Below are 16,439 nucleotides of genomic sequence, written 5' to 3'. Positions count from 1 at the left end.
AGTGCAACCTGAATCGCCGTCGATGGCTCGCGGCACGCTTTATGGCACACATCGCGGTTCCACGCTCAAAGCCCGCCATCCTGCATCGTCTTTGCTAAAATCCGAACTATGTCCAAGAGTACCGATCGCATCAATCTGACCAACCAGTTCCTGATCGCCATGCCCAACATGGCCGATCCGACGTTTTCAGGAACGGTGGTCTACCTTTGCGATCACAGTGAGCGCGGCGCGCTCGGCCTCGTCATCAACCGGCCGACCGATATCGACCTGCAAGCGCTCTTCAGTCGCATCGATCTCAAACTCGAGATCGAACCTCTCCTCCATGTGCCCGTGTATTTCGGCGGCCCGGTGCAGACCGAGCGCGGCTTCGTGCTGCACGATCCGAAACAGGGCGATCCGTACACGTCGTCCATGTCGGTGCCCGGCGGCCTTGAAATGACCACGTCGAAAGATGTGCTCGAAGCGGTCGCGAGCGGCACGGGTCCGGAACGTTTCCTGCTCACGCTTGGCCACGCCGGCTGGGCCGCGGGTCAGCTCGAAGAAGAGATCTCGAAGAACGGCTGGCTGACGGTCGAGGCCGACCCGAAAATCGTTTTCGACGTGCCCGCCGAAGAGCGTCTCGAAGCGGCGCTCGCGCTGCTCGGCATCAATCTGTCGATGCTGTCGGGCGAAGCGGGTCACGCATGAGCCTGGCGGCCGGACGTGAGGCGACGCTGCTTGCGTTCGACTATGGTGAAAAACGCATTGGCGTGGCGGTCGGCAATTCGCTGACGCGTAGCGCGCGGCCGCTCGTGATCGTGCAGAACCGCAGTCGCGAGTATCGCTTCGAAGCGGTCGGCAAGCTGATCGCCGAATGGAAACCGGACGCGCTGGTGGTCGGCTTGCCGATGCATCCGGACGGCACGCCACACGAAATGACCCAACTCGCGAAGCGCTTCGGCAATCAACTGAACGGCCGCTTCAATCTGCCCGTCACGTGGATCGACGAACGCTATTCGTCGGTCGAGGCGAAGGCGGAAATCCGCGCCGGCAACGGCCGCGCCGACATGCTCGACGCCGAAGCCGCCAGCATCATCCTCCAGCAATATCTAGACGGACTGTCCGACGATCATGAGTTCCATTGACGCCGAAGCGCTTTATCGCGCGTTGCTCGACCAGATTCGCGCGGTGTACGGCGACCAGCTTGGCGCAGATCAGGACGGTGCCGAAGGCGCGGTGCTGGCCGGCATTCATAGCGGCGGCGCGTGGCTCGCCGCAAGGCTCGCGCACGATCTGAACCTGCCGAGCTTCGGCGTGGTGAATGTGGCGCTGCATCGCGACGACTACGCGAAGAAAGGCCTGCATTCGCAGGCTAGCCCGACCTCGCTGCCGTTTTCCGTCGATGGCCGTCGTATCGTGCTGGTCGACGACGTGCTGTACACCGGCCGCACGATTCGCGCGGCGCTGAACGAGCTGTACGACTACGGCCGTCCGGCATCGGTTGAACTGGCGGTGCTCGCCGATCGCGGCGGACGCGAGTTGCCGGTCGCGGCGCGTTTCATCGGCGGCGTGGTGGAGGTGCCGGCGGATGCAACGCTCGTGCTGACCCGCGAAGCCAGCGGCGGCGCGAACGCTGAAGCAGGCAGCCCGCGTTTCACGTTCCACACCGAAGCACGCGTCGATTGAACGGGGCGCTGCGATATCGCGCCAACGCGCATCGCACGCATTGCAATGGGCGCGGCGCATCGATCTAGTTCAGGCCCACGCAACACAGATTTTCCAGTCCGGCCGCCGCAGCAGCCGTGGCCGCTGCGGTCGCAGCGTACGCGCAGCAACTCGGCCCGGCATCGTCACACGCAGTCCGCATCGACATCGCTCACGTTGAAGCCCGTATTTGAAGCAGGTACACCATGAACACCGCCACCCAGGTCTCCAAGGATTCCGCCGACAGCGCCACCGAGCGCTTTCGCTATGGCTTCCTGAAGGGCAACCCGCAGCTCACGAAAAACGGCGAGCTCAAACATCTGTTGTCGATCGAGGGTTTGCCGAAGGCGATCGTCAATCACATTCTCGATACCGCCGACCAATTCGTCAGCGTCACCGATCGTGAGGTGAAGAAGGTGCCGCTGTTGCGCGGCAAGTCGGTGTTCAACCTGTTCTTCGAGAACTCGACCCGCACGCGCACCACCTTCGAAATCGCCGCCACGCGGCTTTCGGCGGACGTGTTGAATCTGAACATCAACGCGTCGTCGACCAGCAAGGGCGAGTCGCTGCTCGACACGATCAACAACCTGTCGGCGATGCATGCGGACATGTTCGTGGTGCGTCACGCATCGAGCGGCGCGCCGTACCTGATTGCCCAGCATTGCGCGCCGCACGTGCACGTGATCAATGCCGGCGACGGCCGTCACGCACACCCGACCCAGGGTCTGCTCGACATGTACACCATCCGCCACTACAAGAAAGACTTCACGAAGCTGCGCGTGGCGATTGTCGGCGACATTCTGCATTCACGGGTCGCGCGCTCGGACATTCACGCGCTGACCACGCTCGGCGTGCCGGAAGTGCGCGCGATCGGTCCACGCACGCTGCTGCCGGGCGGTCTCGAACAGATGGGCGTGCAAGTGTTCCACAACCTCGACGAAGGCCTGAAAGACGTCGACGTGATCATCATGCTGCGTCTGCAGAACGAGCGGATGAGCGGCGCGTTGCTGCCGTCGGCGCAGGAGTACTTCAAGAGCTGGGGCCTGACGCCGGAGCGCCTCGCGCTCGCCGCGCCGGACGCGATCGTGATGCACCCGGGGCCGATGAACCGTGGCGTGGAAATCGATTCGCAGGTGGCCGACGGTCCGCAGTCGGTGATTCTGAACCAGGTGACGTTCGGTATCGCGGTGCGGATGGCGGTGATGGGAATCGTCGCGGGTAATCACGATTAATAAAGGCAGCGCATGAAGATTCATATTCAAGGCGGCACGCTGATCGATCCGGTAGCGGGCACCGAACAGCAGCAGGACATTTTTATCGCAGCGGGCAAGATCGTCACGATCGGTCACGCACCGGCCGATTTCCACGCAGCGAAAACGATCGACGCGAAGGGCTTGCACATCGCGCCGGGTCTGGTCGACCTGTCCGCGCGTTTGCGCGAGCCGGGCTACGAACACAAGGCGACGCTCGAATCCGAAATGGCCGCCGCGCTCGCGGGCGGCGTGACGAGCCTCGTGTGTCCGCCGGACACCGATCCGACGCTCGACGAACCGGGCCTCGTCGAGATGCTCAAGTTCCGCGCGCGCAATCTGAACCAGGCGCATGTGTATCCGCTCGGCGCGTTGACGGTCGGCCTCAAAGGCCAGGTCATCACCGAGATGGTCGAGTTGACCGAAGCGGGCTGCATCGGTTTTTCGCAGGCCGATGTGCCGGTGGTCGACACGCAGGTGCTGATGCGCGCGCTGCAATACGCGAGGACCTACGGCTACACCGTGTGGCTGCGTCCGGTGGATGCATACCTCGGCAAGGGCGGCGTGGCCGCCAGCGGCGCGCTGGCTTCGCGAATGGGCTTGTCGGGCGTGCCGGTGTCGGCTGAAACCATCGCGCTGCATACGATCTTCGAACTCGTGCGCGTGACCGGCGCGCGGGTGCATCTGTCGCATGTGTCGTCGGCGGCGGGCATCGAACTGATGCGCGCGGCCAAGGCCGAAGGCCTGCCGGTTTCGTGCGACGTCACCGTCAATCACGTGCATCTGATCGATCTCGACATCGGCTATTTCGACGCGCAGTTCCGCCTCGATCCGCCGCTGCGTCAGCAACGCGATCGCGAAGCGATCCGCGCGGGTCTGGTCGACGGCACCATCGACGCGATCTGCTCCGATCACACGCCGGTCGACGACGACGAAAAGCTGCTGCCGTTCGCCGAAGCCACGCCGGGCGCAACCGGCCTGGAGCTGTTCCTGTCGCTGACGGTGAAATGGGCCGACGAAGCGGGCGTGCCGCTTGCCAAGGCGCTGAACCGCATCACGACAGCGCCCGCCGACGTGCTGGACTTGCAGGAAGCTGGCCGCCTCGTCGTGGGCGGCGTGGCCGACCTGTGCGTGTTCGATCGTCACGCGCACTGGCGCGTCGAACCGCGCGCGTTGAAGAGCCAGGGGCACAACACGCCGTTCCTCGGCTACGAACTGCCGGCGCGTGTGCGCGCGACGGTCGTGGCCGGTCACGTCGCGTTCGAACAGCGCTAATATCCGCGGCATCGCCCAGTTACGGAAAGCTCCGACCATGAAGCTCGCGTTACGCAAGGCCCGTCTCGTCGCGCATCTGCTGCACGGCATGTGGACCGTGGCGACACGTTTCCCCAAAGCCGACGCTGCTACGCGCGAGGCGCTGAATCGCCAGTGGTCGCTGAAAATGCTGCGTTTGTGCGGCATGAAGCTCGTCGTGCATAACGACGCAGCGCGGCTCGAACGCGGCGCGCTGGTGGTCGCTAATCACATCTCGTGGATCGACATCTACGTGATCAATGCGTGGCGGCCGACGCCGTTTGTTTCGAAGGCGGAGATCCGGCAATGGCCGGTGGTCGGCTGGCTCGCGCAGCAACTCGGCACCGTGTTCATTCAGCGTGAGAAGCGCAGCGATGCGAAGCGGATCATGCATGAGTTGGCCGAGCGTCTGAGCACGGGCGAACTGATGTGCGTGTTTCCGGAAGGCACGACGTCGAGCGGACTCGCGCTGCTGCCGTTCCACGCGAATATGTTTCAGGCGGCCGTGTCGGCGGCGGCGCCGGTGCAGCCGCTGTGCATCATGTACGAGGACGCGCAGGGCCGGCAATCCACCTCGCCGGCTTATATCGATGACCTCTCGCTGGCCGATTCGCTGAATCTGCTGTTGAGCGGCGGCCCGTTGACCGCGCATGTCTATGTCGGCGCGGCGATTCCGCCGGGCGCGGACCGACGCACGCTGGCCGCGCAGGCGGAAGGGGTGATCGCGTCGGCGTTGCGGGCCATGCAGGGCGGCACGGCGACTGTCGGCGCGGTGGCGGCGGAAGAACTCTCCTAGTTACCGCCGCCCGGTACGCGGCAACTCTCGCAATCGACCTGGGTCAAGGTGCGTTCCGCGGGGTTTTGCGTCAGCCGCACGGCCGACAGTTTTTCACCCCAGACGCAACCCGAGTCGAGTCCAACCAGGTTGTCGCGCACGGTTAAACCGAGCGCGGCCCAATGGCCGAACACCACGGTCACATTGGCGGTCTTGCGCGACGGCACGTCGAACCACGGCATGCAACCCGGCGGCGCGGCGCTCAGGGCGCCGCTGCTGCTGAAATCCATTACGCCTTCGGCGTTGCAGAAACGGATGCGCGTCAATGTGCTGCACGTCAGGCGCAGCCGCTCGATGCCCTTCAGATTCGGGGTCCAGCGATTCGGCTCGTTGCCGTATAACCCGGCCAGCGTTTCCTTCCAGTTCGGCGCGCGCAGCGCCCGCTGCAACTCGTCGGCGAGTTCCATGGTCAGGTTCGCGTCCCATTGCGGCAGGACGCCCGCATGCACCATCAGCATGCCGTGCTCGAAGTGCGCGAGCGGGCGGTGGCGGACCCATTCGAGCAGGTCGTCGGCGTCCGGCGCGGCGAGAATCTCGGCGATCGTGTCGCCCTTCTTCAGCTTGCGGATCCCCGCCGATACCGACAGCAGATGCAGATCGTGATTGCCCAGCACCGGCACCGCATGTTCGCCGAGCGCGATGATGTCGCGCAGCGTGGCGAGCGATTCGGCGCCGCGGTTGATCAGGTCGCCGGCGAACCACAGCGGCGTGCCGGCCGGCGGCGCGGCCTTGGCCAACAGTTGCTGGAACGGCTTGCGGCAGCCTTGCAGGTCGCCGAACGCGAGCGGTGCGAGAGGGGGCTGGGAGGTGGAGGAAGGCGTGGTGGCGGGTGTCATCGAGGAAGTGAGTACGGTTCGAACCACGCGGTGACGCACGAGTCGTGCCGCGTTGGGCAGTGCAACATACTAGCGTGACATAATAGTCGGTTTGATGCACGAATATCGCACCGCACGGCCGGCGAGGCCGGTGGCGCAAGGCGCGCTGGCCGCCGCCCGCGCGCGCCGCAAGCTGCCCGTGATATTGCAATACAACAGGACGTCCCTCGTGAACACAGCAAGCATGCCGCCGTCTCAGCCGCAGACACCCATCCGCACGCTCGTGACCGGTGCGAGCGGCTTTACCGGTCGCTATCTGGTCGAGAAGCTGCTGGCTCGCGGCCACACCGTCATCGAAACGGTCGGTGCGCGCGACGGGCAGGAAACGCCCACGCGCCTGCACCTGGACATCACCTCGCCGGACGCATGCCGGCGCGTGATCGAGGTCGCGCGGCCCGACTATATCGTCCATCTGGCGGCGATCAGCTTCGTCGGGCATAACGATCCGCTCGACTTTTACCGCGTCAACGTGATCGGCACGCTGAATCTGCTGGAGGCCTGCGCGGCGGTCGGCCACACGCCGCGCAAGCTGTTGATTGCGAGCAGTGCGAACGTCTACGGCAATGTGACCAGCGACGCGATCGACGAAAGTTTCCCGGTCACGCCGGTCAATCACTATGCGGCCAGCAAGGCGGCGATGGAAACCATGGTGCGCACCTGGTTCGACCGCCTGCCGATCCTGATCGCGCGGCCGTTCAACTACACGGGGCGCGGGCAGACGTCGAACTTCCTCGTGCCGAAGATCGTCGGCCATTTCGCGCGCCGCGAACCGCGGATCGAGCTGGGCAATATCGACGTCGCACGTGATTTCTCCGACGTGCGCTATGTGGCGAGGGCTTATGAAGCGCTGCTCGCGTCCGACGTGTCGTCCGAGACGGTCAACGTCTGCACGGGTACGCCGTACACGTTGCGCGAGATCCTGGGCGCGGCGAGCGAACTGACCGGTCACGAGCTCGAGATTCAGATCAATCCCGCCTTTGTGCGGCAAACCGACGTCAAGATGCTGGCCGGGTCTCCCGCGAAGCTGCGTTCGCTGGCGCCGGCGGTCGAGTCGATTCCGTTCATGGAGACGCTGCGCTGGATGCTGGCGGCCTGAGCGGCCCACGGTCGCGGTGTGGCGCATTGAGTGCGCTCGACGCTGGCCGGTCGAATCCAGCGTCTTCCGCCCGCTGAATTCCCACGGATACGTTCCGATTCCCTTTCAGCTTTCTGCTCGCTACCGTCAGCCTTTCGTTTTCGGTATTTCATCCCATGCTTTTCGTGGCGCCATGTCGCCTGTCGGCATGACAGGGCGGTCGCCCAATTTGGGTCATCAGCTTTTCCTGTCTGCCTGAAAGGGCGCTCCAGCTGGCGATACAACGCCCTTGCGTACACCGAGTCAGGGTTTCCTCATTCGCCGGGCATGGCGGCGAGAGCCGGCTGCTATGCGACCGATTTGTCAAGCTGTTTCAAGTTGTTAGGGTTCTGGTTTTTGCCCGGGACAGCTTTATAATCTGGGGGCGTCATAAAGTCGGCGAATGAGTGTCTGCCCTTTATGAGCAGCGGCCGCCGCCACGTCGACGAGAACGAAACCACCACGCAGGGTGTGCAGAACCGGTGAGGCGAACCCGGTCCGCCATCAACATCTAGAAGGGAAATTCATGATCCTGGTAACGGGCGGCGCCGGTTTTATCGGCGCCAATTTCGTGCTCGACTGGCTCGATGGCTCAGGCGAAGCAGTGCTGAACGTCGACAAGCTGACCTACGCCGGCAATCTGAGCACGCTCAAATCGCAACAGGATAATCCCCTGCATGTCTTCGTGCGCGCCGATATCTGCGATCGTGCCACGCTGGACGCGCTGTTTGCCGAACACAAGCCGCGCGCGGTGCTGCATTTCGCCGCCGAGAGCCATGTGGACCGCTCGATCCACGGCCCGGCCGATTTCGTGCAGACCAACGTGGTCGGCACGTTCACGTTGCTCGAAGCCGCCCGCTCTTACTGGAACACGCTGAACGATGCGGACAAGGCTGCATTCCGCTTCCTGCACGTGTCCACCGACGAAGTGTTCGGCTCGCTGTCGCCGACCGACCCGCAATTCTCGGAAACCACGCCGTACGCGCCGAACAGCCCGTATTCGGCAACCAAGGCCGGCGCGGATCATCTGGTGCGCGCTTACCATCACACGTATGGTCTGCCCACGCTGACCACGAATTGTTCGAACAACTACGGTCCGTACCACTTTCCCGAAAAGCTGATCCCCATGGTGATCGCTAGCGCGTTGGGAGGCAAAGCTTTGCCTGTCTACGGCGACGGCTTGAATGTGCGCGATTGGCTATACGTCGGCGATCATTGCGCGGCGATTCGCGAAGTGCTGGCACGCGGTAAGCCGGGCGAAACCTACAATGTGGGCGGCTGGAACGAAAAGACCAATCTCGACGTGGTGCATACGCTGTGTGACCTGCTCGACGAACTGAGCCCGAAGCAGGCCGGCTCGTATCGGGAGCAGATCACGTTCGTCAAGGATCGCCCCGGCCATGACCGGCGCTATGCGATCGACGCTCGCAAGCTCGAGCGCGAACTCGGCTGGAAACCGGCCGAAACGTTCGAAACGGGTCTGCGCAAAACCGTGCAATGGTATCTGGACAACCAGCCCTGGGTGCAGGACGTGATGACCGGTGAATACCGGAACTGGCTGGCGAAGCATTATGCAGCCTGAGGCAACGCGCATTCCCACCTTGCTCGTGACGGGTAGCAATGGCCAGGTCGGCTTCGAGTTGCGCCGCAGTCTCGCGCCGCTGGGCCGCGTGATCGCGCTCGACCGTACGGCTTGCGATTTGTCGCGTCCCGACGAATTGCGCCGCGTAGTCGAGCAATGGCGTCCCGACGTGATCGTCAATGCCGCCGCCTACACGGCGGTCGACAAGGCGGAGACCGACGCCGATACCGCCTGGGCGATCAACGGCATTGCGCCCGGCGTACTCGCTGCGCAGGCCAAGGCGCTCGGTAGCCTGCTGGTGCATTACTCGACCGATTACGTGTTCGACGGGAGCAAAGACGGCCCGTATGTCGAAACCGATGCAGTGAATCCGCAATCTGTGTACGGCAAAAGCAAGCTGGCCGGCGAGCAGGCCGTCGCTGAGTCGGGTGCGACGGCGCTGGTCCTGCGCACCTGCTGGGTGGCCGGCGCGCATGGCGGCAACTTCGCCAGGACCATGCTGAAGCTGGGCCGCGAGCGCCACAGCCTGCGCGTCATCGCCGATCAGTTCGGCGCGCCGACCACGGCCGCGCTGATCGCCGACGTCACCGCGCAGATCGTGGCGCGCCATTGGCTGCATGGCCGGCGCGAAGCCTTTGCGGCGGGCGTCTACCATCTGGCCGCAGGCGGCGAAACCAGTTGGCACGGCTACGCGACCGAAGTACTGCGTAACGCCGCGGCGCGCGGCGTCGAGCTGAAAGTGGACCCGGCGCACATCGAGGCGATCCCGTCCAGCGCTTACCCGCTGCCCGCACCGCGTCCGGCTAATTCGCGTCTGGATACCGGTAAGCTGCGAGCGAATTTCGACATCCACCTTCCGGACTGGCAGCAGGGCGTTGATTTCCTGCTCGACCAGATCCTCTCCTGATCATTCGCACCATGCGCAAAGGCATAATCCTCGCCGGCGGTTCCGGCACGCGGCTTTATCCGATCACCCGATCGGTGTCGAAGCAACTGCTGCCCGTGTACGACAAGCCGATGATCTACTATCCGCTGTCCACGCTCCTGCTGGCGGGGATTCGCGACATCCTGGTGATCTCCACGCCGCAGGACACGCCGCGTTTTGCGGAGATGCTCGGTGACGGCAGCGCCTGGGGTATCAACCTCCAGTACGCGGTACAGCCTTCGCCGGATGGACTGGCGCAGGCCTTCATCATCGGCGAGCAGTTCGTGGGTAATTCGCCGAGCGCGTTGGTGCTGGGCGACAACATCTTTTACGGTCACGACTTGCAAGGCCTGCTGGGCGAAGCCGATGCGCAGCCTGACGGCGCCACGGTCTTTGCTTATCACGTGCAGGATCCGGAGCGCTACGGCGTGGTCGCCTTCGACGCGAGCGGCAAAGCCGTCAGCATCGAAGAAAAACCGGCGGTGCCGAAGAGCGGTTTCGCGGTGACCGGGCTTTATTTCTATGACAACCAGGTGGTCGATATCGCCAAGGCGGTGACGCCCAGCGCGCGCGGCGAACTGGAGATCACGGCGGTGAATCAGGCTTATCTCGAGCGCGGCCAGCTCAGCGTGCAGATCATGGAGCGCGGCTATGCATGGCTCGACACGGGCACGCATGACAGCCTGCTCGAAGCGGGGCAGTTCATTGCGACCCTCGAGCACCGGCAAGGACTCAAGATCGCTTGTCCGGAAGAGATCGCGTGGCGGCAGGGTTTCATCGATAGCGCGCAAGTCGACAAACTCGCGCAGCCGCTGGCCAAGAGCGGCTATGGGCAGTACCTGTTGCGCCTGCTGAAAGACGAGAGGACGGCATGAATATCATCCCTACAACCATTCCCGACGTGCTGATCGTCGAACCGAAAGTGTTCGGCGACGCGCGCGGATTTTTTTACGAAAGCTTTCATCAGCAGCGATTCAATGCGGCCGTCGGACGGAGCGTCGAGTTTGTTCAGGACAACCATTCGCTGAGCGCGAAGGGTGTGCTGCGCGGGCTGCATTTTCAGATCGACCCGATGGAACAGGGCAAGCTCGTGCGCGCCGTCAAAGGCGAGGTGTTCGACGTGGCCGTGGACATTCGTCCCGATTCGCCGACATTCCGCCAATGGGTCGGTGCGCATCTGTCCGCCGAAAACAAGCGGCAGATGTGGATTCCGCGCGGGTTCGCGCACGGCTTCCTGGTGCTGTCGGATGAGGCTGAATTTCTCTACAAGACGGACAACTACTATTCACCGGAACACGAGCGCTCGATCCGCTGGGACGATCCCAGCATTGGTATCGAATGGCCGGTCAGCGTGCAGCCGAACCTTTCCCAGAAAGACGCCATTGCTCCGGCACTGGCGGATGTGCTGGGATAAATAGGCCTTGTTCGCGCTTGCGGCGCAATCAGGCCCTGTTGTTGCCACCCATACTGGATTGAACACGTTGCGTCGATTGGTGGGCTGGCAGGGTTGGTTGGGGAAATAATGCGATATCTCTCGGTACTGGCTTCGAACGTATTTATTAATGTGCCAACGGTATTGCTGGTCCTGATGTATTCCCATCTGGGAACGTTTCAGGACTCTGCGAGGTTGGGGACGGCGCTTGCCTACGCGGCGCCGCTTTACCTGCTGTTTTCCATGCAGCACGGCGTAGCGATCCTGGCCGGCAGAAGGGCGTGGGGCGAGGCCACTGCGCTGCGCGTGAAACTGGCACCGCTCTATCTGCTGATTGCGGTGGTGGTGTCGGTCGTCTACAAGGAATATCTGATCCTCGTGGTCGGACTCTACCGGCTCGGCGATCTGCTGTATGAGCCGTATTTCTCCGAGAAAATCAGAACGATGGATTATCGCGGGCTGTTCGCCAGTAGCGGCGGCCGCCTTCTGGTTTTCCTGTTGAGCCTGCTCGCCGTTTATCTGCTCAAGCTCGAATTGATGCAGGCGGTGATGCTGCTGGCCTTCGCTAACATCGCGATCACCATCTGGTCATGCGGTTTTTCATGGACGGCTGGAATTCGCAACGCGATCGCCACCCGAACGGATTTTCTGATGGGCGGCGGCGCCTGTCTTGCCAGTTTGAGCGTCAACGTGCCGCGCTATTTTCTCGGTCGGGCGGACACTGGCGATCTGGCTGCCTATTCGAACCTGCTGACGATCGTGATGGCGGCAACGCTGGTGTTTGTTTCCTTCAACAATCTCTATTTCGCCAAATGCGCGCGCGCCGGCGAAACGGGTGTGTTCCATTTCTTTACCCGTTCGCTTGGTTTTGGAGCGATCGCGGCGGCCATGCTATGGATTTTCGTGGTTCACGATTTCGAAGTGGCGAAAATCCTGGTGGGTATCGCGCTCGGCAAGCGATATGTGGCTTACGCCGGGTTGGTCTACCTTTTCTGGCTGTTTTACTGGTTACTGTATTTGCAGAATGTCGCGAACTGCGTACTGATTTACGTCGGCGCCGGCAGAATTATTCTTTTGTCGAATGTTTTGCTGCTGGCGCTATTGGCCATTGGATTCCTTGCGGTGCTAGGTAATGCCTCGGCGTTGTCGGCTGTAGTCGTGGTCAATATCTCGATGGCGATCTTTCTCGTCGTCGCGGTTTATTTGACTTTCACACGATTGCGCGGCGTGGCGGGATTGCGCGGGGTCAGTGAGATGCCGAAGGATCGTCCAGCATGACACTCTATCTGGCCGTCTTTTTCATTCTCTGGGGCCTGTTTTTTGTCTCCACGATCAAAGGGGAACTGGTCGTTCCGTTCGAGTACCTGGCGCTCGCGATCTTTATCGTGTTCGCGGGTCAGCGATTCGAAACGGGCAATGACTGGTTGACCTATCGGGATCACTATCTTGCGCTTCAGCTATACGGGTTCAGCGGCGGCGACAGCCCTCAATTCCCGGCGTTCGAGCCGCTTTACGTCTTGACCGTCTGGTTGTTCAGCAGAGTGGCCGATTTTCAGACGTTCCTGCTGGTTGTGGCGGCTGTCAACGGGCTGGTGTTGTACCGGTTCGCCAAAGCGTGGGGCGCAAGTTTCTGCGGGTTGGCCGCGATCTATTATTCGTGGGTGTATCTTGCGACGCAGATGGCCACCACGCGCTATTCGCTCGCCATGTCCTTTGTTTTGCTAGCGTTGATGTTTATCGCGCAGCATCGCAAATGGCTTGGCTATTTGCTAATTTTCGTGGCGGCGGGATTTCACTTTTTCTCGCTGGCCTTTCTGCCGGTCATCTTCCTGCTCAACCGGCGGCTCACGCTTCGCCTGGCGATCCTGACGCTGGTTATTGGCTTCCTGTTCGTGCACGTGATTCTGGCCGCGGCAAGTTCAGGGATGATGGATTCATTGCCGTTCTCGGAGAAGATCGTTTTTTATCTGGACGAAGCGACGGTCAAGCAGGTGAGCGCCGGCAGTATTGGCTACATTCTGCTGAATCTGGCGTTCTTCGTCTGGATCATGCGTGATTCGGACGATGACGACAAAGCGCGCCTCGTGAAATGGAGTGTGTTCTACCTGCTGTTCTTCCAGGTGGTCGCGTGGATGCTGCCGGTTTTCTGGAATCGCGTTCAGATATTTGCTGTCGTGATTCAGGCCTGTACCTTGTCGAAGTATTTTATGGACCGGCGCAATGCGCTGTTCGTGCTGGCTGGAGCCATGATTTCAATGGCGGCGTTGCTCAAATTTCTGATGGATCCGGCGTTTATTTCTTACGTGCCCTATCAGAGTTATTGGGTGGACAAGGTAATGATGGACGCCGCCCGCGACGACGGAGAGTTAAGGTTCGTCGAGGCAATCGAGAGAAATAAAACGCGGACCTCTAATTAGGGGTAAATAATTTCTGCTTGCGGACGACTTGTGAGTCGCTATGAAATTGATGTAAATGGGTGGAAATATGATTAGCGTGTGTATCGCCACATATAATGGTGCCAATTATATTGTCGAGCAATTGGACTCTATTGTCAGTCAAATTGGTGATGCTGATGAAATCGTAATCTGCGACGATCGGTCGAGTGACGAAACGATTTCGATACTGGCTGCTTATAACGATCCGCGGATCCGCATCCACCGGAATGAAATCAACCTTGGGCATGTGCGGAATTTCGAAAAGGCCATGACGCTCGCCAGGGGTGACTACATCTTTCTGTCCGACCAGGATGATGTCTGGTTGCCGGGGCGTGTTCAGAGCATGCTGGCGAAACTGAACGAAGACCCGTCGGTGAGCCTCGTGGCCAGCAACTTCGACCTGATCGACGCGCAAGGGCAAAAAATGGGCGAATACCGGCTGCTAGGCGCGACGAAGGCCACCCGGCTGGCGCAGATCAGCTCGATTTTTATGGGTCGCGCGCCCTATTTTGGCTGTACCTTTTTGCTGAGGCGTGAATTGCTGCAATCGTGCCTGCCGATTCCGAAGGGCATCGAGTCTCATGACATTTGGTTTGCATTGGTTGCAAGTTCGATCAGTTCGGTTCTCAATCTGCGTACGCCCACGCTGCTGCACCGAATTCACGGCAAAAATGTCACCGTGGAAAAACGGCGCGCGTTGCACGTGGTGCTCAGGTCCAGGGCCCGTTTTCTGTGGGCGCTCGCGTTGAGGCTTATTTCCCTGAAACTTAAACTGGCATAGGACCACCTGATAATGACTTCGATGAATTTCTTTAGCGGGAAGACCCTGCTCGTGACCGGTGGAACCGGGTCGTTCGGCAATGCCATTCTTCGTCGCTTTCTAGACTCGGACATCGCGGAAATCCGCGTTTTCAGCCGGGACGAGAAAAAGCAGGACGACATGCGCAAGCGTTACGCGAATTCCAAGCTGAAGTTTTATATCGGCGACGTGCGCGACAAGCGCAGCGTGGCGTCCGCCATGCGGGGCGTGGATTACGTGTTCCACGCCGCGGCGTTGAAGCAGGTGCCGTCGTGCGAGTTTTACCCGATGGAGGCCGTCCGAACCAACGTGCTGGGCACGGAGAACGTTCTGGAAGCCGGCATCGAGCAGGGCGTGAAGCGTATCGTCTGCCTGAGCACCGACAAGGCCGTGTACCCCATCAACGCGATGGGGATTAGCAAGGCGATGATGGAAAAGGTGATGGTCGCCGCCAGCCGTAACCTCGAAGGCACCGACACGATGATCTGCGGTACGCGCTACGGCAACGTGATGGCGTCGCGCGGTTCCGTGATCCCGCTGTTCGTCGCGCAGGTGCTGGCGGGCAAGCCGATCACCGTCACCGACCCGAGCATGACGCGCTTCATGATGACGCTGGCCGACGCGGTCGACCTCGTGCTGTACGGCTTTGAGCATGGCAACAATGGCGACATCTTCGTGCAGAAGGCGCCGGCCGCCACCGTCGAAGTCCTGACCACGGCGATTCTGGCATTGATGGGCAAGCCGGAGCACCCGGTCCACGTGATCGGTACGCGTCACGGCGAGAAGCTGTACGAGGCGCTGCTCAGCCGCGAGGAAATGGCCTGCGCCGAAGACATGGGCGATTACTTCCGTGTGCCGCCGGACGGCCGCGACCTGAACTACGCGAAGTTCGTCGAAGAAGGCGAGCAACGCATCACGCAGCATTCGCATGGCGAGGACTACAACTCGCACAACACGCATCGTCTCGACGTCGAAGGCATGAAGGCGCTGTTACTGAAGCTGGACTTCATGCAGCGCATCGCGCGCGGCGAGCACGCGGTCGCGGAGGAGTAAGTCATGAGGGTGCTGATCACCGGAGCCAACGGATTCGTCGGCAAGAACCTGCGCCTGCATCTTGCGGAGCGCAAGGACGTCCACGTGACGTGCTTCACGCGTGAAGACGACGTTGCGCGTCTGCCCGCGCTGTTGCAGGAGGTGGACTTCGTCTTTCACCTGGCGGGTGTGAATCGTCCGCAAGACCCGCAGGAGTTCGTCACGGGCAACCGCGATCTGACCGAAGCGTTGAGCCGCGCGCTGGCCGGCGAGGCCGACCGGTCGGACCGCAAGGTGCCGGTTGTCTACACGTCGTCGACGCAGGCCGACCGCGACAATCCGTACGGGCAAAGCAAACGCGGCGCCGAGGCGGCGTTGCAGGCGGTTGCGGGCAGCCATGGGATTGCCGCGCATCTCTTCCGTTTGCCGAATGTGTTCGGCAAGTGGTGCCTGCCGAACTACAACTCGGCGGTGGCCACGTTCTGCCACAACATCGCGCGCGGGCTGCCGATCCAGGTCAACGACGTCAACGCGCAGGTCACGCTGGTGTACGTGGACGACGTGATCGAGCGTTTCGTGCAACTGATGGACGGCGCGGATCCGGTGGTGGACGCGAGCGGTTTTTCAGTCGTGACGCCGCAGTACGCGACAACGGTCGGCGAGCTGGCGCGCCAGATCGAGGGGTTCCGCGCGAGCCGCGACACGCTGATGATCGACCGGGTCGGCACCGGTCTTACGCGGGCGCTCTATGCGACCTATGTGAGCTACCTGCCGGTGGAGGCGTTCACTTACACGGTGCCGCACTACGGCGATCCGCGCGGCGTGTTCGTCGAGATGCTGAAGACCGCCGATTCCGGTCAGTTTTCATTCTTCACGGCGCACGCGGGCATTACGCGGGGCGGCCACTATCACCATACGAAGACCGAAAAGTTTCTGGTCATCAAAGGCCAGGCGCGCTTCAAGTTCCGCCATATGCAGACCGGCGAGACTCACGAGCTGGTGACCGCTGGCGAGAAGCCCGAGATCGTTGAAACGGTGCCCGGCTGGACGCACGACATCACCAACATCGGGCAGGACGAGATGATCGTCATGCTGTGGGCGAACGAAGTTTTCGATCGGGCGCGTCCCGACACGTTCGCTTGTCCGCTCTAAGCGCCTTGCCATTGCAGTCTTTCTTTCCGACG

General features: G+C 61.7%; 17 protein-coding genes. 16 read left to right on the top strand and 1 reads right to left on the bottom strand.

What is annotated here, in order from left to right; all coding sequences use genetic code 11:
• Positions 1 to 108 precede the first annotated feature (108 nt).
• The 6 genes from HWY05_RS24490 (at position 109) to HWY05_RS24465 (ending at position 5,022) form a co-directional block, all read left to right on the top strand.
• Positions 109 to 687 carry a YqgE/AlgH family protein gene (locus HWY05_RS24490; protein WP_176059902.1) on the top strand — a complete coding sequence of 193 codons (579 nt, stop codon included), beginning with the start codon at positions 109 to 111 and terminating at the stop codon, positions 685 to 687.
• On the top strand, positions 684 to 1,124 hold the full coding sequence (ruvX, locus tag HWY05_RS24485) for a Holliday junction resolvase RuvX (RefSeq protein ID WP_035552701.1): 441 nt from the start codon (positions 684 to 686) through the stop codon (positions 1,122 to 1,124). The genes HWY05_RS24490 and ruvX overlap by 4 nt, the downstream gene beginning before the upstream one ends.
• The gene (gene pyrR / locus HWY05_RS24480) at positions 1,111 to 1,665 is read left to right on the top strand and encodes a bifunctional pyr operon transcriptional regulator/uracil phosphoribosyltransferase PyrR (RefSeq protein WP_035552699.1); all 555 of its coding nucleotides are present in this window, start codon (positions 1,111 to 1,113) and stop codon (positions 1,663 to 1,665) included. The genes ruvX and pyrR overlap by 14 nt, the downstream gene beginning before the upstream one ends.
• Positions 1,666 to 1,889: 224 nt before the next feature.
• Positions 1,890 to 2,915 carry an aspartate carbamoyltransferase catalytic subunit gene (locus tag HWY05_RS24475; RefSeq protein WP_176059901.1) on the top strand — a complete coding sequence of 342 codons (1,026 nt, stop codon included), beginning with the start codon at positions 1,890 to 1,892 and terminating at the stop codon, positions 2,913 to 2,915.
• Between the two features lie 12 nt (positions 2,916 to 2,927).
• Complete coding sequence (locus HWY05_RS24470; RefSeq protein WP_176059900.1) at positions 2,928 to 4,208, top strand: dihydroorotase; 1,281 nt, start codon at positions 2,928 to 2,930, stop codon at positions 4,206 to 4,208.
• 37 nt (positions 4,209 to 4,245) lie between these two features.
• Positions 4,246 to 5,022 carry a lysophospholipid acyltransferase family protein gene (locus tag HWY05_RS24465; protein WP_081935947.1) on the top strand — a complete coding sequence of 259 codons (777 nt, stop codon included), beginning with the start codon at positions 4,246 to 4,248 and terminating at the stop codon, positions 5,020 to 5,022.
• Here the strand turns inward: HWY05_RS24465 and HWY05_RS24460 are convergent.
• Positions 5,019 to 5,897, bottom strand: coding sequence for a symmetrical bis(5'-nucleosyl)-tetraphosphatase (locus HWY05_RS24460; protein ID WP_035552692.1), 879 nt, complete (start codon positions 5,895 to 5,897; stop codon positions 5,019 to 5,021). The two genes, HWY05_RS24465 and HWY05_RS24460, sit on opposite strands and share 4 nt — an antisense overlap.
• A 223-nt stretch (positions 5,898 to 6,120) precedes the next feature.
• Between HWY05_RS24460 and HWY05_RS24455 the strand changes: the two genes are divergently transcribed.
• The 10 genes from HWY05_RS24455 to HWY05_RS24410 all read left to right on the top strand — a co-directional run bounded on the left by HWY05_RS24455 (position 6,121) and on the right by HWY05_RS24410 (position 16,407).
• Entirely contained in the window at positions 6,121 to 7,032 is a 912-nt protein-coding gene (locus HWY05_RS24455; protein ID WP_176060040.1) for a GDP-mannose 4,6-dehydratase, read from the top strand.
• 544 nt (positions 7,033 to 7,576) lie between these two features.
• Positions 7,577 to 8,632 carry a dTDP-glucose 4,6-dehydratase gene (gene rfbB, locus HWY05_RS24450; RefSeq protein WP_035552691.1) on the top strand — a complete coding sequence of 352 codons (1,056 nt, stop codon included), beginning with the start codon at positions 7,577 to 7,579 and terminating at the stop codon, positions 8,630 to 8,632.
• A complete protein-coding gene (gene rfbD, locus HWY05_RS24445; RefSeq protein ID WP_035552690.1) occupies positions 8,622 to 9,539 on the top strand; it encodes a dTDP-4-dehydrorhamnose reductase in 918 nt (305 codons plus the stop codon). The genes rfbB and rfbD overlap by 11 nt, the downstream gene beginning before the upstream one ends.
• A gap of 11 nt (positions 9,540 to 9,550) precedes the next feature.
• Positions 9,551 to 10,432, top strand: coding sequence for a glucose-1-phosphate thymidylyltransferase RfbA (rfbA, locus tag HWY05_RS24440; RefSeq protein WP_035552686.1), 882 nt, complete (start codon positions 9,551 to 9,553; stop codon positions 10,430 to 10,432).
• Positions 10,429 to 10,971 carry a dTDP-4-dehydrorhamnose 3,5-epimerase gene (gene rfbC, locus HWY05_RS24435; RefSeq protein WP_176059899.1) on the top strand — a complete coding sequence of 181 codons (543 nt, stop codon included), beginning with the start codon at positions 10,429 to 10,431 and terminating at the stop codon, positions 10,969 to 10,971. The genes rfbA and rfbC overlap by 4 nt, the downstream gene beginning before the upstream one ends.
• A gap of 108 nt (positions 10,972 to 11,079) precedes the next feature.
• The gene (locus HWY05_RS24430; protein WP_156126637.1) at positions 11,080 to 12,267 is read left to right on the top strand and encodes a hypothetical protein; all 1,188 of its coding nucleotides are present in this window, start codon (positions 11,080 to 11,082) and stop codon (positions 12,265 to 12,267) included.
• A complete protein-coding gene (locus HWY05_RS24425) occupies positions 12,264 to 13,406 on the top strand; it encodes an EpsG family protein (RefSeq protein WP_035552679.1) in 1,143 nt (380 codons plus the stop codon). The genes HWY05_RS24430 and HWY05_RS24425 overlap by 4 nt, the downstream gene beginning before the upstream one ends.
• A gap of 76 nt (positions 13,407 to 13,482) precedes the next feature.
• Positions 13,483 to 14,205, top strand: coding sequence for a glycosyltransferase family 2 protein (locus tag HWY05_RS24420; protein ID WP_208459108.1), 723 nt, complete (start codon positions 13,483 to 13,485; stop codon positions 14,203 to 14,205).
• A gap of 21 nt (positions 14,206 to 14,226) precedes the next feature.
• Positions 14,227 to 15,276: a polysaccharide biosynthesis protein gene (locus tag HWY05_RS24415; protein ID WP_035562203.1), complete on the top strand. Its 1,050-nt coding sequence runs from the start codon at positions 14,227 to 14,229 to the stop codon at positions 15,274 to 15,276.
• A gap of 3 nt (positions 15,277 to 15,279) precedes the next feature.
• Positions 15,280 to 16,407, top strand: coding sequence for a capsular polysaccharide biosynthesis protein CapF (locus HWY05_RS24410; protein ID WP_176059897.1), 1,128 nt, complete (start codon positions 15,280 to 15,282; stop codon positions 16,405 to 16,407).
• Positions 16,408 to 16,439: the final 32 nt, after the last annotated feature.

Source organism: Paraburkholderia sp. BCC1876, assembly GCF_902833695.1.
In the GTDB taxonomy this organism is placed as follows: domain Bacteria; phylum Pseudomonadota; class Gammaproteobacteria; order Burkholderiales; family Burkholderiaceae; genus Paraburkholderia.
Note: the sequence above shows the minus strand (reverse complement) of the source record. Positions and strands in the feature narration are given on the sequence as shown.